The organism is Pseudoalteromonas sp. S1610 (assembly GCF_005887465.1).
Lineage (GTDB): Bacteria > Pseudomonadota > Gammaproteobacteria > Enterobacterales > Alteromonadaceae > Pseudoalteromonas > Pseudoalteromonas undina.
Genome location: NZ_PNDI01000042.1, coordinates 37,109 through 61,991 on the forward strand (window position 1 = coordinate 37,109; position 24,883 = coordinate 61,991).

The 24,883-nt window shown below is 40.4% G+C and carries 19 protein-coding genes; 3 read left to right on the plus strand and 16 right to left on the minus strand.

Annotated features, from left to right (window positions below; genetic code table 11):
- Positions 1 to 8: 8 nt before the first annotated feature.
- Complete coding sequence (locus CWB77_RS13850; protein WP_138623228.1) at positions 9 to 2,912, minus strand: TonB-dependent receptor plug domain-containing protein; 2,904 nt, start codon at positions 2,910 to 2,912, stop codon at positions 9 to 11.
- A gap of 609 nt (positions 2,913 to 3,521) precedes the next feature.
- On the opposite strand from CWB77_RS13850, the gene CWB77_RS13855 reads away from it, so the two are divergent.
- Both CWB77_RS13855 and CWB77_RS13860 read left to right on the plus strand, forming a co-directional pair.
- On the plus strand, positions 3,522 to 4,436 hold the full coding sequence (locus CWB77_RS13855) for a M14 family metallopeptidase (RefSeq protein WP_138623230.1): 915 nt from the start codon (positions 3,522 to 3,524) through the stop codon (positions 4,434 to 4,436).
- A 35-nt stretch (positions 4,437 to 4,471) separates the two neighbouring features.
- Positions 4,472 to 4,888 (plus strand): hypothetical protein, encoded by a 417-nt coding sequence (locus CWB77_RS13860; RefSeq protein WP_055013120.1) that lies wholly within the window; start codon positions 4,472 to 4,474, stop codon positions 4,886 to 4,888.
- Between the two features lie 21 nt (positions 4,889 to 4,909).
- On the opposite strand, the gene ccoG is transcribed toward CWB77_RS13860, so the two are convergent.
- The 10 genes from ccoG to CWB77_RS13910 form a co-directional block, all read right to left on the minus strand.
- On the minus strand, positions 4,910 to 6,292 hold the full coding sequence (ccoG, locus tag CWB77_RS13865) for a cytochrome c oxidase accessory protein CcoG (protein ID WP_138623232.1): 1,383 nt from the start codon (positions 6,290 to 6,292) through the stop codon (positions 4,910 to 4,912).
- A gap of 153 nt (positions 6,293 to 6,445) precedes the next feature.
- Positions 6,446 to 7,864 carry a sigma-54 interaction domain-containing protein gene (locus CWB77_RS13870; RefSeq protein ID WP_138623234.1) on the minus strand — a complete coding sequence of 473 codons (1,419 nt, stop codon included), beginning with the start codon at positions 7,862 to 7,864 and terminating at the stop codon, positions 6,446 to 6,448.
- 56 nt (positions 7,865 to 7,920) lie between these two features.
- On the minus strand, positions 7,921 to 9,222 hold the full coding sequence (locus tag CWB77_RS13875; protein WP_138623236.1) for an ABC1 kinase family protein: 1,302 nt from the start codon (positions 9,220 to 9,222) through the stop codon (positions 7,921 to 7,923).
- A 64-nt stretch (positions 9,223 to 9,286) separates the two neighbouring features.
- Positions 9,287 to 9,841, minus strand: coding sequence for a YceB family lipoprotein (locus CWB77_RS13880; RefSeq protein WP_010392868.1), 555 nt, complete (start codon positions 9,839 to 9,841; stop codon positions 9,287 to 9,289).
- 99 nt (positions 9,842 to 9,940) lie between these two features.
- The gene (locus tag CWB77_RS13885; RefSeq protein ID WP_138623238.1) at positions 9,941 to 12,625 is read right to left on the minus strand and encodes a DUF349 domain-containing protein; all 2,685 of its coding nucleotides are present in this window, start codon (positions 12,623 to 12,625) and stop codon (positions 9,941 to 9,943) included.
- Positions 12,615 to 12,896: a YeaC family protein gene (locus CWB77_RS13890; RefSeq protein ID WP_008114080.1), complete on the minus strand. Its 282-nt coding sequence runs from the start codon at positions 12,894 to 12,896 to the stop codon at positions 12,615 to 12,617. The genes CWB77_RS13885 and CWB77_RS13890 overlap by 11 nt, the downstream gene beginning before the upstream one ends.
- A gap of 1 nt (position 12,897) precedes the next feature.
- The gene (locus tag CWB77_RS13895; protein WP_008114079.1) at positions 12,898 to 13,224 is read right to left on the minus strand and encodes a hypothetical protein; all 327 of its coding nucleotides are present in this window, start codon (positions 13,222 to 13,224) and stop codon (positions 12,898 to 12,900) included.
- Positions 13,225 to 13,347: 123 nt separating this feature from the next.
- Positions 13,348 to 14,850 carry an alanine/glycine:cation symporter family protein gene (locus CWB77_RS13900; protein ID WP_138623240.1) on the minus strand — a complete coding sequence of 501 codons (1,503 nt, stop codon included), beginning with the start codon at positions 14,848 to 14,850 and terminating at the stop codon, positions 13,348 to 13,350.
- 373 nt (positions 14,851 to 15,223) lie between these two features.
- The gene (locus tag CWB77_RS13905) at positions 15,224 to 16,351 is read right to left on the minus strand and encodes a M14 family metallopeptidase (protein ID WP_054200633.1); all 1,128 of its coding nucleotides are present in this window, start codon (positions 16,349 to 16,351) and stop codon (positions 15,224 to 15,226) included.
- Between the two features lie 192 nt (positions 16,352 to 16,543).
- Positions 16,544 to 17,986, minus strand: a complete 1,443-nt coding sequence (locus CWB77_RS13910; protein WP_010392881.1) for a glyceraldehyde-3-phosphate dehydrogenase — start codon at positions 17,984 to 17,986, stop codon at positions 16,544 to 16,546.
- 172 nt (positions 17,987 to 18,158) lie between these two features.
- On the opposite strand from CWB77_RS13910, the gene CWB77_RS13915 reads away from it, so the two are divergent.
- Positions 18,159 to 18,956 carry a DUF2989 domain-containing protein gene (locus CWB77_RS13915; RefSeq protein ID WP_138623242.1) on the plus strand — a complete coding sequence of 266 codons (798 nt, stop codon included), beginning with the start codon at positions 18,159 to 18,161 and terminating at the stop codon, positions 18,954 to 18,956.
- 41 nt (positions 18,957 to 18,997) lie between these two features.
- On the opposite strand, the gene ihfA is transcribed toward CWB77_RS13915, so the two are convergent.
- From ihfA to CWB77_RS13940, 5 genes are all read right to left on the minus strand, one after another.
- Positions 18,998 to 19,294 carry an integration host factor subunit alpha gene (gene ihfA / locus CWB77_RS13920; protein WP_008114070.1) on the minus strand — a complete coding sequence of 99 codons (297 nt, stop codon included), beginning with the start codon at positions 19,292 to 19,294 and terminating at the stop codon, positions 18,998 to 19,000.
- A gap of 2 nt (positions 19,295 to 19,296) precedes the next feature.
- Entirely contained in the window at positions 19,297 to 21,684 is a 2,388-nt protein-coding gene (gene pheT / locus CWB77_RS13925; protein ID WP_138623244.1) for a phenylalanine--tRNA ligase subunit beta, read from the minus strand.
- Positions 21,685 to 21,699: 15 nt separating this feature from the next.
- Positions 21,700 to 22,680, minus strand: a complete 981-nt coding sequence (gene pheS / locus CWB77_RS13930) for a phenylalanine--tRNA ligase subunit alpha (protein ID WP_008468473.1) — start codon at positions 22,678 to 22,680, stop codon at positions 21,700 to 21,702.
- Between the two features lie 82 nt (positions 22,681 to 22,762).
- Entirely contained in the window at positions 22,763 to 23,473 is a 711-nt protein-coding gene (hda, locus tag CWB77_RS13935; RefSeq protein ID WP_010392888.1) for a DnaA inactivator Hda, read from the minus strand.
- On the minus strand, positions 23,473 to 24,528 hold the full coding sequence (locus CWB77_RS13940) for a DUF2066 domain-containing protein (RefSeq protein ID WP_054201186.1): 1,056 nt from the start codon (positions 24,526 to 24,528) through the stop codon (positions 23,473 to 23,475). Before CWB77_RS13940 ends, hda begins: the two co-directional genes overlap by 1 nt.
- Positions 24,529 to 24,883: the final 355 nt, after the last annotated feature.

Consider the following 24,883-nt stretch of genomic DNA (forward strand, 5'->3'; position numbering starts at 1 on the left):
CGCTTAAATTAAAAAGTATATTTTGCACCTAAAGATAGGCGGCGTCCTTTAACATCGAAAAATTCTCCATCGTCGTAAGTGAACGGGTTACGTGGTGGCTCACGGTCTAGGATGTTGTTAACACCAATACGTAACTGTAGCTCATCCATTAGATAAGTTTTGTACATGAAATCAAACGTAGTGTAAGACGGGATATCATTGTAGTTGTTGTCTTCAATGGTCCAGTCATTATCATTAACAGTTGCATGACGGTAGTTCATGGTTAGCACATACGCTGAGTCATCATGAGAATAAACGGCATTAAAACGTCCCTTCCAGCGAGGTGAAGCTGTTTCGCCTACATCAGTTCTAAAATCTTCAGCACGGCCTGTGGAGTTATTGTTGTCCTCTATTAGGTAAGTTGCTGTTAGTTTCAATGCTAAGTCACCAGAGAACAACTCAGTGCGGTATGCAGATTCAACATCTACGCCTTTTTTGTTAATAACAGCGGCATTTATAGGACGAGTAAAGAAGTTTTCAATTTCACCCGTTTCTTTATTACGCACAACGTTACTGCAGAAAGGGTTATCTAACGATGATGACTCATAACAAAGCTCAACACTGTTACGGCCAAAGTATTCAATAGCGCCTTCTACTTCGAATGACCAGTAATCAAGCGTTATATCTAGCCCTTCCACGAACTCAGGTGTATAAATTAAGCCAATGGTGTAATCGTTAGATGTTTCATTTTCAAGGTTTTGGTTACCTTGAATATAGCCTGGTAAGCTCCCACCTGAAAGCCATTCATCTGATGGCATCCAGCCTTCAGGAAGCCCTGCGGCTTGGCAGTTTTTGATTACATTATCTTTATATTTACTGCCTGATTCAGCGATAGAGTCAGCTCTACATACATCCGCGCGACCTGAGCTAAACGTTTTTGAGTTAGGCGTGAATAAATCCCCTAGGTTGGGAGCGCGTACTGATTTAGAACGGTTTAAGCGTATACGTAACTCATCAGTTACACCCCAGTTTAGGGCTAATTTCCAGGCATTATCTTCACCCGTTACCGAGTAATCCATGTAACGAAATGCTGTTTCAAGGGTTAAATCCGTTGTTAGGAAGGTTTCTTCTAATAATGGAATTGAAATTTCAGCTGAGAGCTCATTTACATCAATCTCACCATCCATTGGAAGGCTTGAATTACCAAAAATTAAGCCTTTTTGCATATTTTCAGACGGTGTAATAGTTGCTGACTCACGGCGGTGCTCAGCGGTAAATGCAGCTGCAACATAACCGGCAGGTAGCTCAAATAAGGCGCCATCTACAGTAACAGCAAACACGGCTTGATCGTGTTGTGCAAAGCGCGTTGCATCAGTCGCTATATAGTCTAACTGTGCTGGTGTTGCCGAAGTCGCGCCCATTGTGTTAAATGGTGTACAACCAGAGATAGCCCCAATAACTTCGCCGTCTGCATTACGCTTAGCACATACTACATTGCCTTGGTATTCAACGGCATCAATAGAGTTAGCCAAGTTTTGCGTTAATACTTCGCCAGTCCAAAGAGTATCTTGCTCGATGCGACCAAATTGTGCGTAAGCAGAGTAGCCCCAGTCATCACTTAATATACCTTCAGCGCCTATTGAAGTACGGAATACTTCACGCTCTTGGTTATATGCACGATCGCCCCATAAGTTTTCGTTAGCTTGGCGAAGTGTGACTGATGTCAGCCCATTGTCGTCCATTACTTTAGCCATATCGCTTTTTATAAATGCATTGTCGCGACGTATTGTATGGCGGAAGAAGGCTGGAGAGCTCTCTGTGGTTGCATCAGTTTTTGAATAAGTAAAGTCAAACGTAAGTGCATGGTCGTCATTAAGTTCATAAGTACCATACGCTGAAGCAATCATACGCTCTAGTGGCGTTTGAAAGTACTCTTTATAGCCGTGGCCAAAAACACCATCGCCTTGATTTTGACCATCTTGGAAGTAGCCTGTAGCGTCTCGCCCAACTCCTGGGTTTGGAATACGACCTAAACCATAGTCAAACGGTTTTAGGTTACCATTTGCATCAAAAGTGTAGTGGTGATTGTCATAGCCGTTATCAACAAAGGCGTCTTTGGTAAAAAAGTCACCACCTTCTGAGTAGTAAGCAAGGCCAGTTGGTTGACCTAAAACAACACGTGAAGGGATACCGTCGTCACCACTTGTATTTGCAGGGTTTGCGAATGAGTTCACAGGGTTACGGTAAAAATCACGGCTCAGCTTGCCATAGCTTTTGTTTTCTGTGTAATTAAATGAAGCAATAAAAGAGAGTTTATCGCCTTCCATACCACCTGTAATTGAGAAGTTGTTTTGCTCGCCGCCACTTTGCTCTGGACGTACAGTAGAAACATCAAGTTCAATCCCATCCATTGATTTTTTAGTAATGATATTTACAACACCAGCTACAGCATCTGCACCGTAAACGGCTGCAGCACCACCTGTAGCAATCTCGATACGCTCAATCATTGTGGTAGGAATGTTGTTTAAATCAACTGCAGTGTCACCCACAGAACCAGGCACAAAGCGACGGCCATTAACAAGCACTAATGTACGCTCTGATCCCAAACCACGAAGATCGGTTGTGTTAAGACCTGACGCATAAATAGTGTTAGTCGTTGTTTCTGGTGATAGGCCAACCGTCGCTTGTGGCATTTCTGCAAGCAAATCATTAACGTTAGTAATACCTTGGTTTTCCATCTCAACGCCGCTGATCACAGTCACAGGCGTTGGCGAGGTTAGATTAAAGCGCTTAATTTTTGAACCAGTCACTTGAATGCGTTCAACTGGTTTAGCATCTGCTGTTGACTGAGCGAATGCACTCGATGCGCCAATAGCACCTGTTACAAGTACTGTATTAACTGCTGCTGCGATAAGATTTATTTTTTTCAACATAACACCTTTCTTTTACAGAGTGACTTAGTTTGTGATCTCTGCTAGTTAGCCTGAGGAAAAGTTACTTTTGCTAAGCCATTATTTACATGAACGTTAAATATATGCCTTACAATGTAACCAAATGTAATTTATCAGCATTTTTAACACAGGAATAAAGTTGAGTCTCACCAGCCAATAATGTGTCAAATGTTAAAGATAAGTTTTTTTTGTTTTTTTTATGAATAATTATTGGTAACACACTAATTTAAGGTGATTTTTTTTGTAAAAATAGATTTACGAACCCAGCATTAACGTAAATACCATCAAAAAAAACAAGCCAAATTAACCTCTTGATAATATTATATAAATATAAAAGCTTTATTTTTAATCAATAATGTTAAAAACGCTCAAAAACTAGCGTTCACTTTTTGTTCGCTTGGTTCTTTTTAGGGAACTTTATTTAGAGGGCTTACTTTTAATGGTTAATTAAACCTCGATGAGCGCACTTTTTAACCGGGCGTTTCTTCGTTAACAACATCGTTTATAGCAAAATCGAGTTTGATACTTGCACTCGTATTTTTTAGCAATTTAGGTATAGTTGCTGCAATATTTTAATAAATCGGATTTTACATGACTCACTCTACTTATCCTATTGGCACACCCGGCAAGCAATGGAATCACGAGGATAAAGCGCATTGGCTGGCATGCCAAAGTATCAAGCGAAGCTATCAACAAGAAGTCGTAACATTAATTGATGAACTTAAAAGCACTCTAGAAGTACAGCAATACGGTGAGCTTAATTATGCCGCAGGTAGCTACCCTTTGTACGCGTTAAAAACCACTGATTTTGATACAAACAAAGCCACTGTTTTAATTACTGGCGGCGTACATGGCTACGAAACCAGTGGTGTTCATGGCGCTTTAAGATTCGCTAAAACATTGGCAAATAAGTACGCTGAGCACTTTAATATTGTAATTACCCCCTGTATTAGTCCATGGGGTTATGAAACGATTAATCGTTGGAACCCAGATGCGGTAGACCCTAACCGCTCTTTTTATCAGGGCAGTCCAGCACAAGAATCAGCGGCAGTAATGAACTATGCGCAATCGTTAAATACGCGTTTAATTGCACATATCGATTTACATGAAACAACAGATTCTGATAACAGTGAATTTAGACCAGCACTCGCGGCTCGTGAAGGCAAAGTAAACACCAATTGGAATATTCCAGATGGCTTTTATTTAGTGGCTGATAGCAACAAACCAGAGCCTGCTTTTCAAAAAGCAATTATTGAACATGTTGAAAAAGTAACGCATATTGCACCTAGCGATGAAAATCAGCAATTAATTGGTGTACCACAAGCGCAATTTGGGGTAATTAATTACGCGGCCCGTGATTTAGGCCTATGCATGGGATTTTCTGAAGCTGCGTATGTCACCACCACTGAAGTATATCCAGACAGTGCAACGGCTAACCCTGAAGAGTGTATATTAGCGCAAGTTGCTGCAATTTCAGGTGCCTTAGACTACATTATTAATAAGTGACCAATGCAGTAGATAATGAATAAAAGGGGCGGCTATTGAAATTTGAAAATAACTACGGCAGTTATAGCTTGCGTGTTGAAGGTAATATAGTTATTGGGCAGTTTAAAGGTAACTTAAACCCTCAGTTATTAAATCATTTTAAAGCCGCTTTATTAAATAGCATTGAACCATTTAAACATTTGTCTTGGGGTTATATTAGCCACTCTCCTGAGGTGATTGCTGCTACCCCCGATGCTGAAAAAAACATGATAGATGTAAGCCAAACAATGGGGATTAATAACTGTTTGATCAGTGCGTTTGTCCTCACCTCGCCTATTGCTATAAGGCAATTGCAGCGGATTATGCACAGCTCTGGCCGTGATGCTCATTTGCAAGAATGCTTGTTTGCTGATTTTCAAAGCGCCAAAAAATTTGTAATTAAGCAGCTAGCCCTAGCCGAGTCAGGTTGTTAACTGGCTAGGACTCATACTTTATTAATTTTTATAAAACTGGCTGTCTTTGGTAATAGTAATTGCAGGGTCTTCTTGCGAAGTTATCACAAAACTCAGCTTGCTCACTTTGCGTGCTAAATCGTAGCCGTCTGCAGTCACCGTTACCGGCACACTTTTCATCAGCCCAGGTTCTACTAATATAGCATTTGGGCTTTGCAATGTAGCCCCCTCTAAACCGCTAATTGAAATTGAATAATGCAGCGTTTGCTGAGTTTTATTGATAATAGTGAGCGTGTAAGGATTTTCAACTAAGCCTTCGTAATTTACCCGGTACAATGCGTTTCTATCTCTAAGTACTGAGGCTTCTATAGGGGTACGTTGTAACATCCATGCAAACATAGATAAAATTAATAGCGCAGTTAACGCCCCATAGCCTACAAGTTTAAGCCTAAATGGATTGGTTTTTTGCCCTGCCATTTGCTTTTCACTGGCGTATTTAATTAAGCCTTTTTCGTAGCCAAACTTATCCATGGTGTCGTCACAAGCGTCAATACATAAACCACAGTTAATACATTCATATTGCAAGCCATTGCGAATATCAATCCCTGCAGGACATACTTCCACACATAAGTTACAGTCTACGCAATCACCTAAATTAAGCGCTTTAGGATCGGCTTTGCGTTTACGTGGGCCGCGATTTTCTCCACGCTCGCTATCGTAAGTAACCACCAGCGTATCTTTATCAAACATCACCGATTGAAAGCGCGAATACGGACAAGCCACAGTACACATTTTTTCACGTAAAAAGCCCGCATTTCCATAAGTACAAAACGCAAATAAAAATACCCAAAAACTGGTGATCCCAGACCACTCTAAATTTAACATTTCGAGGTACAAGGTTTTAGCGGGGATAAAATACGCTAAAAATGAGGTCGCCGTGAGCACCGAAATAACCAGCCAAGCACTGTGCTTAGTGATTTTTTTTCGCCATTTGGAAATATCCCAAGGGCTCTTATCAAGCTTAATCCGCTGGTTACGCGTACCCTCTATACGTTGCTCAACCCAAGAAAACATTAACATCCAAATGGTTTGTGGGCAGGTATAACCACACCATACTCTGCCAAGCCAGTTGGTAACAAAAAATAGGGCAAACGCTCCCACCATAAACAGCATGGCTAAAATCATAAAGTCTTGAGGGAGCAAGGTAAGGCCAAAAATAGTAAATTTTTGGGTGGCCACATCCAATAAAATCGCTTGCTGGCCGTTATATTGAACCCACGGAATGGCAATAAAACTCAGCATTAACAACCAGCCTAAATTGCGACGTATACGTTGAAAAAAACCTTTTTGCTCGCGTATATAAATTGGCCCCTCTTCTTTATAGGGCTTTATGATCATGTCTTCTTCTTTAATATCAAACTTCATGCTACTTACTTCATAGTGACGGGTATTAAACAAGTATTTGCAACTTTCAGACCACACTGAAAGTTAAACTAAAGCATTGATATTAAATGACTTTAAAAATAAAACCGAACTATAATATCGCGACATTTAGCGATTATCGCGATATATCACGAGTTAGCTCTGACGACGCAGTCCTAACTTTTGCATTTTTGAGCGTAAGGTACTCTCTGGTAAGCCCAACTTATTTGCCGCGCCTTGTTCACCTGCAATTTTCCAATTACACAGTGCTAATACGCTGCTTATATGCTGTTTTTGTGCTTCATCAAGTGTAAGCGTTGGGTTTATGGCGTTATCATAGCCCGCTTTAAGCGACTGACTTAACTGTAATGTAGAGTGTTTAGATAAAATAGCTTCTCGTTCGAGTACATTTTGTAGCTCTCTAATGTTACCTGGCCAGTCATAGGCTTGTAATTGTCTGATCGCTTTTGTACTTAACCCTTGCAATTGCTTACCTAAGCGCTTGTTTATTTGTGCAATTAAGTTTTGACACAAGTAAGGAATGTCTTCTTTTCGTTCTTTAAGTGCTGGCACATGAATAGGAAATACATTTAAACGGTAATATAAGTCCATTCTAAACTGCCCTGCTTGTACCATTTCCCACAAGTTACGGTTGGTTGCAGCAATGATGCGAATATCAACCTTTAGGGTTTGACTACCGCCAACGCGTTCAAATTCACGCTCTTGTAATACCCTTAATAGCTTACTTTGGGACTCTAACGGCAGCTCTGCGACTTCATCTAAAAATAAGGTGCCGTGATCGGCAAGTTCAAAACGTCCTTTACGACGCTCGTTAGCGCCAGTAAATGAGCCCCTTTCATGCCCAAAAAGTTCTGACTCTAATAAACTTGGAGTGAATGCCGCACAATTTACTTTTATAAATGCTTGTTCGTTGCGTTTACTGAGACGGTGTAAGTTACGCGCTACCAACTCTTTGCCAGTGCCATTTTCACCAAGAATGAGTACGGTGCTGTCGGTTTCACTCACTAACTGTATTTGATCTAACATGCGTTGGAATACAGCACTGTGGCCAACCAGTCCTGAATCTTGCCAATCCTCATTAAGCTCGGCAATAAGGTAATCATTCTCATCTTTTAGCTGCTCGCTTAGGTGCTTTACTTGAGCTAACGCTTCGTGCAACTGGGTTTGCGTTTGCTGTTGTGCTGACATATCGCGAAATACTGCCACAGCACCAATAAGCTGGTTATTTTTATAAACAGGGGTGGAGGTGTACTCAACAGCAAAGGCACTGCCATCTTTGCGCCAAAATACTTCGTTTTTTACTTCGCGGCGTTTGCCATCAAACATAGTGCAATAAATTTGGCACTCATCGGCAGGGTAAGGAGTGCCATCGGCATGACTATGATGATGATATTGATGTATTTTCTTTCCTAATAATTCATCGGCCGTCCACCCAGTCATTCGCTCTGCAGCTGGGTTTACAAATACCGCATTGCCGGATAAATCAAATCCGTATATGCCCTCACCCACCGCATTAAGCAATAAGGTAGGATCGTTTAAAAAGTTTTTTATCATAATACAACCTCGCGAAATATCGCGAGTATTATGCCAATTTTATCCTGCTTTAGCACTTAATAATGGCTAAATAACGCCTTAATATTTATTTTGGCTTCTAAACGCGCTGCAATTAAATATAAGCCAGCTAATTTGCGATGAATAAACAATGCGTCTACAGGGGGAGTATGCCACTGCTGCGACTGTGCGCTTAACTGCAATCCGGCATCTTTGATGTTGCCAGCAAGCTCACTGTTTTTAAAATCAAACTCGCCATTATAGCGAAGTGGCTCGCAAGCCATTAAAAATAAATCAATCAATCTTTCTTTATAGTCATCTTTTAAAGCGTCTTTAAAGTAACCAATTGCAGTGGCAGCATTGAGCACCCCTGCACGATCATTATTACTGCCGGCCTTAAACAAGGCTAAATAGGCATCACTGAGGGTAGCTGTAATTTCTCGGGTGGCACCAAAATCAAATAACACAATTTTTTGTGACTCTGGTTGGTAATGAAAATTAGCAAAGTTGGGGTCGGTTTGAATTAACTTAAACTCAAACATTTCTTTAAAGAACAAATTAATTAGTTGCTCCGCAACATGACTTCGCTCAGCAGCGGATAGATCACAAATGCCTTCTATAGGTTTAGCATCAACATACTCCATTGTAAGCACCTGCGCAGTGCTGTGCTCTACATACACACTAGGCACTTTAAAGTGAGGGTTAGTCGATAACAGGTTTTTATAGCGTGCTAAATACTGTGCTTCTAGGGTGTAATCAGCCTCAGCTAGTAACTGCGCTTTCGCTTCTTCAACTAAGGGTTTTATATCCAATTCTATAGGTAATAATCGCGATAAAGTAAGTAAAGTGATCACATTATCTACGTCGCTTACCACACTTTTAGAAATACCTGGATATTGAATTTTAACGGCTAATTGATCACCATTTTCTATATAAGCTAAATGAACCTGCCCAATTGATGCAGCTGCAAAAGGCCTCAACTCAATATGAGAAAAACGCGATAACCAGTCATCCCCCCATTGCTCTTTTAGCACGCTCACTAATTGCTTATGTGGCATTGGGTTGGCATCGGCACGCAACAAAGACAGTAACTGCGCAAGCTCGGGAGTTAATAAGTCGCCAGCATCCATTGAAAGTAACTGCCCAAGCTTCATTGCCGCACCGCGAAGATGCGACAGCTGAGTGGCTAAGTTTTCAATATTTTTAGGCTGGAGTAATAAGCTCTTATTATCCCAACCTTTACCACTAAGCGCACTTTTGGCACCACCCACTAACATATTTGTGGCAACGCCGGTGGCCAATGAGCCTAACTTTGCAAATCGTGAAAGTCGAGAGGTGGGAACGGATCGCTCATTAGCCATAATTAACCTAATCTATTAATAATAAGGTCAATTAATACGTTTTATTACGCTTGTTGGATCTAAATTATAACCGAGGTACTAGCTTAATCGCGCCTTCGACTACTTTTAAATCCAAGGGTAAATTACTTAACAGTGCCATTTTAGGGTCGTTCATATTTAACTTATAAACAGGGTTAACCGCTAAAAATGCATTCATGACATCCATCGCTTCGTTATCCAGCACTTCTAAATTACCTTTAAAACCCCCTGCATCGATACTTGAATCGCGTAACTTAACATTACGTAAAAATACGGCTTTTTTCTCGCTATCATAAAAAGGCGTGCCTTGTATTTGTAACTTTAAACGCACAGGATACTTTAATGCAAAGGCATTAATCTCGGCGCTGGAATCAGCACCTAATAAAACATAATCACTGTTGTCGGGACCAATATTAACGCTTAAATCATTTACATCAAACTGCACAGGTAAGCCCATCAGGCTAACTTTTTCACTTAATTTAGGTAACTCTTTATTTAGTAACGACTCAACCTCTGAATTTGTAAATGAATAAACCGAAATACCCTGAGTGCTGTTACAGGCAGTTAAAAATAATAGTGAAATAAAAACAAAAATTTTCATGCAAAACCCTATTCATTAATCGTCTTGGCAGTAAGTAGCCATAATAAAAAACCGCTTTAATAGCGGTTTTTTTATTTTAGTTGATAAAAGTCATTGCGCTTACTTTACAGCAAAAATAACTTTTAACCTTGCTAGTGTGTCAGTTTTGACTGAACCTTCGCTGAGCGCTATTAATTGCTTTAAATAATAGTTTAAATCAGCGTGGTCACCACGGTGTTTGTCATCTAGCATTGCCACTTGCTCAACCATTCTCTGCGCTGAATCATGCGAACTGACGTTAGCCAGTATTTCCATACGCGTGAGCAACTGCTCGGTACTTAATGCCGTTTTTACCGCACCAGTAAACTGGCTTGGCACTGGTTCATTATTCTCAAGCGCAACAAATAATGCGTTTAAGTTAGCTTGTTCGTTTTTGGCAGCTAATCCGGTTAGCTTTTCATCTATAGCTGACAATAAAGCGGATACTTTAGGCGTTAACGATTTAAATGACATATACCCTTTAACTTTGGTTTGCAGATCAAGTAATTGGGCTTTACCTTCAACACTATTTAAAGCCGCTTCGAGCTCATTTAGTTCGGCTGTTGCTAGCTTATCTGATTCACCTTGCTCGCGTTTATGCTGCTCAAACTCTTCGCTGCGTTTAGTGAATGTTGCATCATTAAACTCACGGAATTTTTGCCATAGTGCATTCTCAGCTTTTAAGCCTGCAAACCCTATACTCTGCCATTGTTGCTGTAACTGCTTTAACTGCTGACACGCCTCTGCTAGGTTTTCACTTTGAGATAGCTGTTGCGCTTGCTCAACGAGCTCATTTTTAAGTGCGGCATTGCCTTTATGAAACGCATTAAGTGAAGATACAACTAGCTGCTGTTCTGCCTTATAACGCTCGTTTAAAATTCGGTATGTTTTAGGATCAACTTTACCTACACTACGCCATGCTTTTTGTAATCGGTTGTAGTGGCTTTCAAATTGTTTCCAATCTAAATCAGCATCCTCTGTCGCTTGTAAATGCAGTGCATGCATTTGCGCTATTAGTTGCTCACGCTCTACTTTAGCCGCTTCACGCTGGATTTCTTGCTCTGCGAAATAACTACGACAAGGTGCGAACAATAGCTCAATTTTTTCATCAAACTCATTTCCTTGCTGCTTTTCTTGCTCTGTATCAAGGCGACCTAGTTCATTCCAACGCTTACGCAATACTTTAACTTGGTCAGCACGCTGTTGCGGATCGTTACAAGGCTCATCAACTAACAGTGTTACTTCTTCTAAAAGTGCAGTGCGTTTAGGGGCCGCTGCATACTTTTGCCAATCTTTAGCATCAGCTAGCTGCGCTTCTAGGTCAGCTTTTAAGTTAACCAGCGGCTGTTGGTATTTCTCAGTTAGGGCATTAAATAGCTCTTCGAAGCCTTTAAATACACCAAATGCAACATTAAAACGCCCTTCTTCAATTAAACGTTTAACATCACGCGCTTTTCGCTTAGCTTGGCTTTGAGTTTTTTCTAACGGCTTAGTGAGTTCGCTCATTGCAGCTAAAAACTGCTTCTTATGCGCATTAAGCTGAGCTTTAAATGACGTTTGTAAATCAGCGCTAAGTAAATTTAAGTGGCTGCGTGCAGTTTTAAAGGTATTATTGAATGCTGTTAGCTGTTGATCGTAATCGCTAAGTTGCTCTGCAGGTTTTATTTCACTAAGCGCATTGTAGGCAATTTTATATTCTTTAATCGCCGCAGTTAGCTCAGGCAACTTAGCAACTTGTGAGAATAATTGCTCAAGCTTATTAATCACTTGTTTTGATTGCTGATCAGCCACCAGTTCCGTTTTATCTAGCGTGTCTTTCGCTTGCGCTACTTTTGCATTAAGCCAGTCTTGCTGAATTTGCTCTGGCGTTTCTAAGCCTAACTGTAATGCATTCTCAATTTCTTCACTTAATGCTTCTAACGTAGCTAACGCTAACACTTGGCGCTGTTGCTGAGCTAAACTTTGCTGCTCTATTTCGTGCTGCGCTTTTAGTATGGCAATGTGGGCATCAAGCTTATCGGTAATTGAAATATACTTAGCATCAAGGGTTTTTACATGTTCTTCACTTAGCCATTTTAATTCTAGAGCTTGCCATTGTGCCATGAGTTCTGCGGCTTGTGGGTCAACAATGGCGTAGTCGTGTTTATCACGCAATGCATTAAGCTTGGCTAAAATAACACGGGTTGCGTTTTCAACTTGCGATGGCATTTCAAGTGCTAAACGCTCGTTTTCAAGATGACTTTCAAGCGCTACTTTAGCTTCACCTTGAGCATGCTTTAACAAAGCTTTAGTTAACTGCTGAGTAATCACTAAATCAACTAACTGCTTTTGCAGCTCTTCATTGGCTTCTTTAAAGGCTTTTTCAATCAGTTTAGGGTTTGCTAGGCGTTTTAATAGCTTAACTCTCACTTGCAGTTCTTTTTCTGCAAATGCTAGTTTTTCAAGGGTTTTAACCGGTGCAAAGCGTTCAATATACTCATTTTTAATCTGTGCCGATAAGCTACTTTCACTGTTTAATACAGCAGACGAAATTTGTTGCTCAGCCACATCTTTTAATGCCTGATCTTGCTTATAGGCTTTCCACCAAAGCGGTAAATCGTTTACTTTTTGCAGTGCTTTACGACGAATTTCAGCCGATGAGTCTTCAAGCGCTAAGGTGCTTAAAATTGTTACGTCGCGTGCTACATCAAGTTTTTCAATCGCATCTAAACGAACTTGTTGCTTCGGGTGTTTCCATTTTGGTGTAAAAAGGTGTTTAAAGATCATTTTCACTGAACCTAGCTATTTCGTTATCTGATTTAAATTCTTTTTGTAGTTGCGCTTTGGTTTTTTGGATCATTTCTCCATCTGCACCAATGGTAAACTGCTCGTTTGATTGTGCTACTTTTGCTTGATACAACATCACAAGTTGGACTGTTTGTTGTTTTTGTTCATCTGATAAAGGTGTGCCATCTGGCCACTTTCCTGTTGATGCGCCATATTGTAGGCGCTCAAATAATTCTGGAGTAATATTCTGTACTAAGTTGTCAATATTCATGTCATTTTTTCTTTTTCAGAGTCACTAAAATAATACGGTTAATAAGGTACCAAATACAGCCAATGCCTATGGCTGAGGTATACGCATACCACTGAAGTGTTTTTTCTTGAGGTTGTAGGAAGTACAAACAAAAGAAGCCACCTAAAAATAAGATCAGCGCTAAAAAGGAGTGGTTCATAAACATTTGCTGCTTTTTAATTCGCTGCTCACGTTGAAGTTGTTGAACTTGCTCGGCATTTAATTCAGCAACGTTACTTTGGCAATGTGGACACTGCGGATGTTTATCTGAAATTGATTTTGCACATTTGGGGCAACGAATAATCGCCATACATCTCTCTCCATACTACGCATAAAAAAAGCGCCTTTCGGCGCTTTTCATTGTACTTGTTTTATTGCTCTTTGTCTTTTTTGAATTTAACCCAATAGTTCATATTAGGTTATTAGGGTCTGTTTATTCAGCGTCTTTAGATTGCTTCTCAAGACGTTTTTCCCAGAAAGTGGCGTTTTTAATCCCTAATTTAACGGGATCAAACGTGATTTCTCCACCTTTCTTCTTCTGGTCTTCATAATCACTCAAACATGTTAAGGCCGGTTTAGCGACAAAGAAAATAGCTAATATACCCAATATGTTTATCCACGCCATTAAGCCAACGCCTATGTCGCCAACAGTCCAAATATAACCTGAGCTATTAACCATGCCGTAGGCTACCATAAACATAATCATAAGTTTTACCACTACAAGCGGAATACTTCCTTTAAAGTAGCGATTTAAGTACGCGATATTAGTCTCAGCAATGAAGTAATAAGCAAGTATAGTGGTAAAAGCAAAGAAGAATAAAGCGATACCTACAAACGCTTCTCCAAAGCTACCAAATACACTAAACAACGCCATTTGGGTAAATGCTGCTGACCCCACTTCAGTTGCCGCATCAACATTTTGTATAATGAATTGTCCTTCTGGCAAAGTGCCGACTACATTGTATTGCTGCGTCATTAAGATCATTAATGCCGTTGCTGTACATACAAAAAGTGTATCAACATAAACAGAAAAAGCTTGCACTAAACCTTGCTGTGCAGGGTGATCAACTTCTGCTGCCGCCGCTGCATGAGGACCTGTACCTTGACCGGCTTCATTAGAATAGATACCACGCTTAACACCCCAGCCAATTGCAGCGCCAAAGCCTGCTTGAGCTGTAAATGCATCACCAATAATAAGCGAGAAAATGCCTGGTACTTTGTCTATGTTTAAAAATACGATAATTAAGGCCAATACGATGTAACCAAGCGCCATAAATGGCACTACAATTTGGGTAAAATTAGCAATGCGCTTTATACCACCAAAGATAATAAACGCTAAAACGATTAGAATAATGGCTAATGCAACGAGTTTAAAACTGCCTACGTCACCAAAAGTTGTAGAGACCATAGTGCCATCACCAAATACTTGAGTGAATGCGTTGCCCACAGCATTTGCTTGCACGCCCGGCAGAAAAACTCCACAGGCTATAATTGCCGACACAGCAAATAAAACAGCCAGCCACTTTTGCCCTAAACAACGGTCAAAATAATAGGCTGGACCACCGCGGTATTGCCCGTCTTCTTCTAGTTTATAAATTTGACCTAATGTTGACTCAGCGTATGCAGTGCTTGCACCTAAAAAAGCAACAACCCACATCCAAAAAATAGCGCCAGGGCCACCAAAACCGATTGCGGCTGCAACACCGGCAATATTACCAACCCCTACTCGGCCAGACAATGAAACAGCAAGAGCTTGAAAAGATGAGATCCCTTTTTCTGAGGTATTAGGGCTAAATAGTAGCTTACACATTTCTTTAAAATGTCTAACTTGAGCAAATCGAGTTAGTACGGAGTAAAATAAGCCTGCGCCTAGGCATAAATAGATGAGTGCATTACTCCAAACAACATCATTAACGGCGCTTACAAAAGCTTCCATGAACATCCTCACAGTTATATTTATTATTATTAATTACCATACTCTGCTACTCAGAATACCTGTCATAAGCTTTACGAAATAAGGGGTTAATCTTTATCGTCTTTCTTATTGTTCAATCGATATTAACTTAAGTACTCAACCTTGTTAACAGTTAATTTTCAAAACAACTTATTGTTTATTTATATTGAGCCTGCTAAGACAACGTTTAACTGAGTGGGAATTGATTAAAATTATAGGTCATTAAATCTGTCGAGAAGGTGTATTGAAACGTTTTAGTGTTATGGTGGGAAATGATTTTTATTTTTTGATACGGCCGGTTTAGCCTAAAATAAAAAGGGTATCAAAATTATTGATACCCTTTAAAACAAGCGTTTTATCTTAAGTTGTCTACAACATTAACAATGGCTGCTAAGGTATCTTGACCAAATTGATATGAACGACGATCTGACCAGCCGTAATCTGGATCAGGTAAGTCATTATTATCTTTAAATGGCATTTCAACGGTGTAAGTAAGCGCTTTAAATTCTTCAGCGGTCGCTGATGAACCTACTGTTAAATTAGCTTGACCTGGTTCGTCTTTATCGTAGCCATGCGTATCTTGAAACTCTGGAGTAATAGTTAAAAGCGCGGCTTTAAAGCTGTCTTCAAGGCCTTTTAGGCGTGCATCATAACTTGGTATGCCTTCACTACCGGCAACAAAGTTATATGGAATGGCTTCATCCCCGTGAATGTCAAGGTGCATATCTAAGCCTGCTTCTCGCATTTTATTAAGCACTAAGTAAACTTCAGGACTATTTTCCATGCTTGGTGTTTGCCATTCACGGTTTAAGTTAACCCCTTTAGCATTAGTACGTAAGTGACCACGTGCACTGCCATCTGGATTCATATTTGGCACTACATAGAATACCGCTTTTGATAGTAAGGCTGCTGCATGTGGGTCTTCATCGTCAAGCAGCTTGTGTAATAAGCCTTCTACAAACCACTCTGCCATAGTTTCACCCGGGTGTTGGCGAGCCGTGACCCAGATGATTTTTTTATCTGCACTTGGCTGACCAATTTTAAGCACGCTCATATCACGGCCATCAAGGGTTTGACCTAGCGTCTCTAACTGACAAAGCTCTTGGCTTTGTGCCCATGATAATAAGTCTAAATGGCGGTCGTAGCTGTAAGGAGCAAAATAGGCAAAGTAAACGCTGCTACACTCAGGCTCAAGCTCAAATGTTAGTGTGCCATTTTCATACGAAGACGGTACACGAAACCATGTTTGACGGTCGTATGAGGCAACAGCTTGGTAGTCTACCCAACCATCTGGGTATGCAGACTTATCAAGATTATTAATATTTAACTGATGTAATTGATAAGGCGTTGTTTCAAGACGAAAGTGAAACCACTGATAAAACTCAGACTGATGATCTTTATTAATTTCTAACTGAATATTTAACGGATCGGTGGCTTCAATAACTTTAATATTACCACTGTCAAAATTGCTACTGATTTTCATTACAACAAACCTATTAGTTAACTGTGTGTCTTGACCAAAGGATTTAGCCAAGAGGTAAGTACGTATTAATGCACTTTAAACGGTTATTACTACGTACTCAATTTAATAAAGCGTACCATAACCACTACACTTTAAAAATCTTCAGACCTAAAAAAGCCAGCAAGTGCTGGCTTTTTTTAATTGCTCAAGTGTTTATCGAGGTAAACTTGGGAATGAGACTTCTGCCATATCGCGCATACAGCGAACTACCTGACAGCTATAACCAAACTCATTGTCGTACCATACGTAAAGTACAACACGGTTTTCATCAACAATCGTTGCTTGAGAATCAACAACACCTGCGTAACGGCTACCCACTAAATCGGTAGACACGATTTCAGTTGATGCTGTGTAATCGATTTGATCACGTAGGTCTGAGTGAAGTGCTGTTTCACGTAAAAACGCATTAAGTTCTTCAACCGTCGTGCTCTTTTCAAGATTCAAGTTTAAGATAGCTAATGATACGTTTGGTGTAGGTACACGGATTGCGTTACCTGTTAGTTTACCTTCAAGCTCTGGTAATGCTTTAGATACCGCTTTAGCTGCACCTGTTTCAGTGATAACCATGTTAAGTGCCGCAGCACGACCACGACGTTCTGCTTTGTGGTAGTTATCAATTAAGTTTTGGTCATTAGTGTATGAGTGAACTGTTTCAACGTGACCATTCTTAATACCAAACTGATCGTTTAATGCTTTCAATGTTGGTGTTATTGCATTAGTTGTACAACTTGCAGCACATACAATTTTATCTTCAGGTAAAATATCTTGGTTATTTACACCGTAAACGATATTTTTAATGTTGCCCTTAGCTGGCGCTGTTAATAATACTTTTGCAGCACCTTTAGATTCTAAGTGTTGACCAAGGCCAGCTTCATCTTTCCAAATACCTGTGTTATCAACAACAAGTGCGTTTTCGATACCGTAGGCACTGTAATCAACTTCGCTTGGCGAATTAGCGTAGATAACTTGAATGTAGCTACCATTAGCTTTAATAGCATTACGTTCTTTATCAATGGTAATTGAACCATTAAACGGACCATGGATAGAATCACGACGCAATAAGCTTGCACGTTTTTCTAAATCGCCATCTTTACCACCACGCACAACAATAGCGCGTAGGTTTAAGTCGGCGTATGGGCCTGACTTTTCAATTAGCAAACGTGCTAATAAGCGGCCGATACGACCAAAGCCGTAAAGAACTACGTCACGTGGCGCTTTAGGCTCAGAATTAACAATTTCAGCTAGCTCGTCTTTAACAAACTCTTCTACTGAACGGCCATTCGCAGCATCTGTGTATAAATAGCTGTATGCTAATTTACCAATATCGATACGGGCAGAATTTAATTCCATTTTGCTGATAGCTTCTAAGAATGGGAAGCTTTCACGTAGGCGAAGTTTAGTTCCTTCAAACTGGGCTACTGATTTATGAGACTTAATAATATCAATAGTGCTTGAGTTTACTAATGGACGGCCGTAAACAGCGATTTCAATACCACGATTACGGTACAATTTACCAATAATTGGTTGCATGCTTTCAGCGTAATCTTGACGTTCTTGCCAGCTACTTGTGTATTCTAACTCGTGAGATGAGGTCATTTTTTTTACCTAATTAAACAATTTTGAACGGATAGCCTAAGAATGTATCGAATTTTGAGAGCAACACATTCCTTCGGGCAGGCCTATTCTAATTTAATCTCATTTTATTCTCTACTGTTAGAGACTAAAGTTTAGGCTAGAATAATACTTTATTGATAATTGAGAGACTCGGATGGCTTTTAAGCACATAACCCTCACTTTTGTATTGTTGCTTGCAGGATGTGAAGAATCTTTTACCGTTGAAGATATTTGTGTGCAATCACCCGCCATGTGCAATGATCTTAACCAAGATGGCAACTGTAAAGCACAACGAGAACATACAATCTTTTATCGCTACCTCGAATCCTTACAACCAACCGATGAGAACAAATATCAACTACTCAAAGCGTTTGAGCATTACAACCAATGTATTGGCTTAGCCGCTAATATTCAGCATATAAAACTAAAAGGTAAAACTACTGCCCGTCGACGAGCCTACCTCACCAGTAATAGAGAAATGGCACGTATTTATCAGCAAACACAAGTAACCACTCACCCTGGCCTACTCTATTACCATTGGTCAAGAAACAATGATGAAACGGCACTCACCCGGCTACTTGCTCTAGAAAATACCCCCGAGGTGGAAACAAGTGCTGAAATGCAATTTTATTTAGCGTCTTATTACATTAAAGTTGATGAGCAAAAAGCAATTGATTTTTTATACAACACATTGGCATTAAATCAAGCTAAGCAAATACCTGATCCAGAAATATACACCTCTTTAATTAGCCTTTTCTATAAGCACCACCAATATAAGCACGCGTACATTTTTGCCAAAATAGCAGAGCTCTCTGGTATAAAAAATATCGATATATTATTAATTGAGCAGCAATTAATAGCACAAGAAAAGAATTTAGACAGTTTAGATGCCCTCGCCGAGCAAACATTACACCAAATAAACCAAGGAAAATTTATTTCTCCCCGGAAATAATACAACAGATACAAAAAAGGCAGCTTGCGCTGCCTTTTTGTTTATTTTTTGCTTGTGCCTACTTCGACACGGGTCTTTAACTTTTGCCCCGGCCTAAAAGTAACTACGCGACGCGCTGAAATTGGAATATCTTCTCCCGTTTTCGGATTACGTCCCGGTCTTTCTTTCTTATCTCGAAGATCAAAGTTACCAAATCCAGAGAGCTTAATCTGCTCGCCTTTTTCAAGCGCTGAGCGGATTTCTTCAAAAAACGCTTCAACTAAATCTTTGGCATCTTTTTTATTGATCCCGAGCTTTTCAAATAGGTGTTCAGCTATGTCGGCTTTAGTAAGCGCCATATCTAGTCCCTCAACGATGCATTAAACTGTTCGGCCAGTGCGGCCACCACGTTATCAACTACCTGATTGATATCTTTCTCTTCGAGTGTTCTATCAACCGCCTGCAGTGTTAGAGCAATCGCCAAACTCTTATAATTTGGCTCAATACCTTTGCCCTTATACACATCGAATAAGTTTAGGTCAACCAATTGATTTCCGCCAACTTTTCCGATGACGTTTAAAATATCACCAATTTTAACGCTGTCTTGTACTAAAATCGCGATGTCGCGGCGATTTGATGGGAATTTAGACACCCCTACAGCTTGAGGTAAATTTCTTTTTTCTAATGCCGACATTTCAATTTCAAACACAAAAGTAGCATTGTTGATATCTAACGATTTTTGCGCTTGAGGATGTAATGCACCAAAGAAACCTACTTTTTTACCATCAACATAAATAACGGCAGACTGGCCAGGGTGAAGACCATCCGATTGCTCAGCTTTAATTTCAAAGCGGCTAACATCGTTGGTAATTGCAAGTAATGCTTCAACATCCCCTTTTAGGTCATAAAAATCAACGTTACGTTTTTCTTCAACCCAATGCTCACCATGAACCAAACCAGTAATAACGCCACCAATAACAGGCACTTGGTATACACCATTTTCAGCATTTTCATCACTGATAAACTTAAGGCCGTGTTCAAATAAGCGAATACGAGGTTGTTGGCGGTTTTGGTTATACGCAACAGATGAAAGCAACCCTGGCATTAAACTTACACGCATCGCTGACATTTCAATTGAAATTGGGTGCGGCAATACCAATGCATTACACTCAGGGTGTAAAATAGCTTGCGCTTTAGGGTCAACAAAACTGTAAGTAATGGCTTCTTGATAGCCACGTGTTACTAAGGCATTACGAAAACGGCTCAGGGCAACAGTTGACTCATCATGCGTGGTCATTTTCAGTTTTGCAGTTGGTGCAACATTAGGAATGCTGTTATAACCGTATACACGTGCAACTTCTTCAATTAAATCTTCTTCGATACGAATATCAAAACGGTAGCTTGGTACATCAGCACTCCAGCTATCATTGTCAAATTTAACATCAAGTCCTAAACGCGTCAGAATATCGGTTACTTTCGCATCTTCAATATGATGACCAATAACGCGGTCTAAACGTGAACGACGTAAACTTACTTCAGTTACCTTTGGTAACTTATCAGCAGCCACAGCTTCAACAACAGGACCCGCTTCACCACCAACAATTTCAAGCAGTAACGCTGTAGCACGCTCCATTGCATCATGTTGTAGAGCAAAGTCTACACCACGCTCATAGCGATGAGATGCATCGGTGTGTAAACCGTAGCTACGTGCTTGACCAGCAATGGCAACAGGGTTAAAGAATGCGCTTTCTAACAGAATATCAGCTGTTTTTTCAGTAACGCCAGATTGCTCACCACCAAAAATACCAGCAATGGCTAGCGCTTTATGATGATCGGCAATCACTAATGTCGATTCATTTAACTTTGCAGTGTTACCATCAAGTAAAACTAATTCTTCACCTGCGTTTGCACTACGTACTTTAATTCCACCCTCAATAGCATTTAAATCAAATGCATGCATTGGGTGACCAAGCTCTAATAACACAAAGTTAGTCACATCAACTACCGGGTCGATTGAACGCACACCACTACGGCGTAGCTTTTCAACCATCCATAGAGGTGTTTCAGTATTAAGGTTAATGCCTTTGATAACACGCCCTAAATAACGAGGACAAGCTTCATCGTTAACCAACTCTATTGATACTTTATCTTCAATTGTCGGTGCTACCGCAGGAATACTTAATGTATTAACATCAATGCTGTTCAGTACGCCAACTTCACGAGCTAGGCCTTTAATACCTAAACAGTCACCACGGTTAGGGGTTAAATCTACATCTATGATATTGTCATCTAACGCTAAGTATTCGCGTAAATCTGTGCCAATCGGCGCGTCAAGCGGCAATTCCATAATGCCATCGCCTTCTTCGCTAATGCCTAGCTCATCAAACGCACACAACATGCCGTGTGATGGTTGACCACGAAGTTTGGCCTTTTTAATTTTAAAATCGCCTGGTAATACTGCACCAACAGTGGCAACAGCAACTTTAATACCTTGGCGGCAATTTGGTGCACCACAAACAATATCAAGCAATTCATCACCACCAACATTAATTTTTGTTACACGTAGTTTATCTGCATCAGGGTGCTGGCCACATTCAACCACCTCACCTACAACAACACCATTGAATTTGGCTGCTGCCGGCTCTACGCCATCTACTTCTAAACCAGCCATTGAAAGCTGTTCCGAAAGAGCTTGCGTATCAATTGCAGGATTTACCCACTCTCTTAACCACTTTTCACTAAATTTCATTTTATTTCTTCACTCTTAACGGAACTGGTTTAGGAATTTTAAGTCGTTTTCGAAAAACGCACGTAAATCGTTTACGCCGTAACGCAACATAGTTAAGCGCTCTACACCCATACCAAAGGCAAAACCGGTGTATTTTTCAGGATCGATACCAACAGACTTAAGTACGTTAGGGTGAACCATGCCACAGCCTAATACCTCTAACCATTTACCATCTTTACCCATTACATCAACTTCGGCTGAGGGCTCTGTAAAAGGGAAGAATGAAGGACGGAAACGAATTTCCATATCTTCTTCAAAAAAGTTACGTAAGAAGTCATGTAAAATACCTTTTAGCTCAGTAAAGCTAACGTCGGTGTCGACCATTAAACCTTCCACCTGATGGAACATAGGTGTATGTGTTTGGTCGTAGTCATTACGATATACACGCCCTGGTGAAATTATACGAAGCGGTGGCTGCTCTGTTTCCATGGTACGAATTTGCACACCACTAGTTTGAGTACGCAACACCAACTTAGGATTAAAGTAAAAGGTATCGTGGTCGGCGCGAGCAGGATGGTGCTCAGGAATATTTAGCGCATCAAAGTTATGAAAATCATCTTCAACTTCAGGGCCTGATTTAACTTCAAAGCCTAGTTCACCAAAAAAGCTTTCAATACGCTCAATTGTACGTGTTACTGGGTGAAGGCCACCAGAAGGCATAACGCGCCCTGGTAAAGTTACATCGATAGTTTCAGCAGCTAGTTTTTCTTCAAGTGCTTTACTCGCTAACAGCTCACGCTTGTCATTAATTGCGCTTTGCACATCTTGCTTAGCTTGATTGATTACCTGGCCTGCTTCTTTGCGTTCTTCAGGAGCAATTTTACCCAGTGTTTTAAGTAAGCTGGTGATCTCGCCTTTTTTACCAAGGTAGTTAACCCTGATCTCTTCTAGTTGCGCGATTTCACTGGCACTGGCAACTGCCTCAAGTGCTTGCGCTAATATATTTTCTAAGTTCATTCGATACCTGATCTTTCAAAGAAGGTGATTACAATTTAGTTAGCTAATGATAACTGAAAGCGGGGTCTAGATTCTAGACCTACTACAGCTTTAGCGTTGATTTTATGAAAGGAATAGTTAATTTTCGCTGTGCAGCCATGGATGCGTGATCTAATTTGTCTAATACATCCAATAATGCGCGCATATCACGACTTAAACGGGTTAATAAAAACCGCGCGCATTCGTCACTCAGTTCAAGACCGCGCATGTTTGCCCGCTTTACTAGCGCTTGTGCTTTATCATCATCACTCATGGAGCGAATTTGAAAGGTGGTACCCCACTTCAAGCGTGATTCTAAATCTGGCAAGCTAATATTAAGCATATTTGGCAGTAAATCAGCAGTTACTACCAGCATTTTATTAGGCTCATTAAAGCGGTTGAAGAAATTAAATAACGCTTTTTCCCATGCATCATTACCCGCTACTAAGTGAACATCATCAATACATAATACATCTAGCGCCTCAAGACCATCTAAAACCATCGGGCCAAAATGTAGAACTTCTCGCATTGATAGCAGCATATTCGATAAGCCGCGCTCCTGGGCTTGAATACAGGTGGCGTATAACAAATGGGATTTACCTGAGTCTCCTAAGCCACACAAATAAGTATACTGAAAAGCTTGAGATAGCTTAGAAAAGCTATCTTTAAGGTGGTTAACCTCTAATGAGTCTTCTCCCCCAAAATAAGAGGCAAATGTTTCATCATCCGGTAAAGTAACCGGTAGCGCCATTTGCATTGGCTCTTGAGTTAGCATTAGTTTTCAACCCATTGATACTCTAGGCTTTGCTTATCAACTATGTGATAAAAAGCACGGGGGTCGACATAATCTTTAAAGGCATTATCAAGACCAAGGGCTTTTTTAAGATCGTTTACAGTGCCGGTATGATCTAGCTTAAATTCAACAGAATCGGGAGTTTTACGTATAATAACCGCTTGGGTGACAACACTTAAGTTGAGTAGACGGCGCTTTGCCAACTCTATATCCACAAAATTATCTGTCCCTTTTAAGGTCAAATTGGCAGTACGTTGCTCATAATACGCATTCGGATCGATCGCATATTCGCCAGCTAAACCTTGCGCTAAATCATCAATCATTTGCGCAACGATTTGCTGTCTATAGCCAATAATTCGGTTAGATTCAAACATTTCGTCATTAGTAAAACGCCAATCTAATACCCAATTATCGGAGTTAAACTCTTGATACATTCTAGCAGTAATACTGCGCTCAGCACTGTAACGTTTAGATGCCTCTTCTACTGGTTCAGAAAAGTTCCCCCAAACCTCAGGGACACCAACAAGGCGTCTATCTTGTAAATCAAGCAAAGGTACAACGACAGGTAATCCACGACGGCTTGCCTTATCATAAATGAGCTGCTCTAACTGTGGGTAACTTTCTTGAGTTACTAGCTCTCGTTGCCTGTTATCTTCAATCCCTAACCAGATTGCAACCAGTGGTCGTTGCATTCCCCATAATGGCAAATTAAGCTCTTTGATTAGTGCATCGATTTTTCGTGCTTCAAACTTAACTAATAATTTAAGCTCTCCGGGGATACGCTCATCATATTCAAATTTCAGCATATAATCGGATATATCTTTAGTGCGTTGCTTAGCGACTCGATTTTCATCTGCGCTTTTGTCACCACTCACTTTTACTAATACGTTAAGCAACGCTTTGCGGCTAGCGTCTAAACGAGTATCACGAGATTTATCTTCTACGACCAAAATATCTTGATATAGATCAGTTACTTCAACTGCTGATACAGAAACACAAAAGAAAATGGATAAGGCGCTAATTAATAATCTATACACAGGCAAATCATTCATGGTTTTAAACTGTTTTGATCCTAAATCAAAGCCACTAACAAAGCAAAATTATATTTTTCTCAGTCACTAACGCCATTAAGCTCGCTTTAATGATCATAAAAAACCTCAAAGTAAATACCGACTAATTGGAGTCGGTGCGCTACGCAGAAGAATGTCTTAGTGCCCACAGCGATGGAGAGAGCCACATAACAAATGCTACGCTCTCATACTCTGTCGTGTTCTTCGTGTTCATTTATCCGTCCCACGCTACGATGGTCAGGTTAACGCAGTGCAACTGATAGCTGACGGCTGACGGCTGACGGCTAATACTTTCACTTTCCTGCAGACGTAAAAAAGCCCG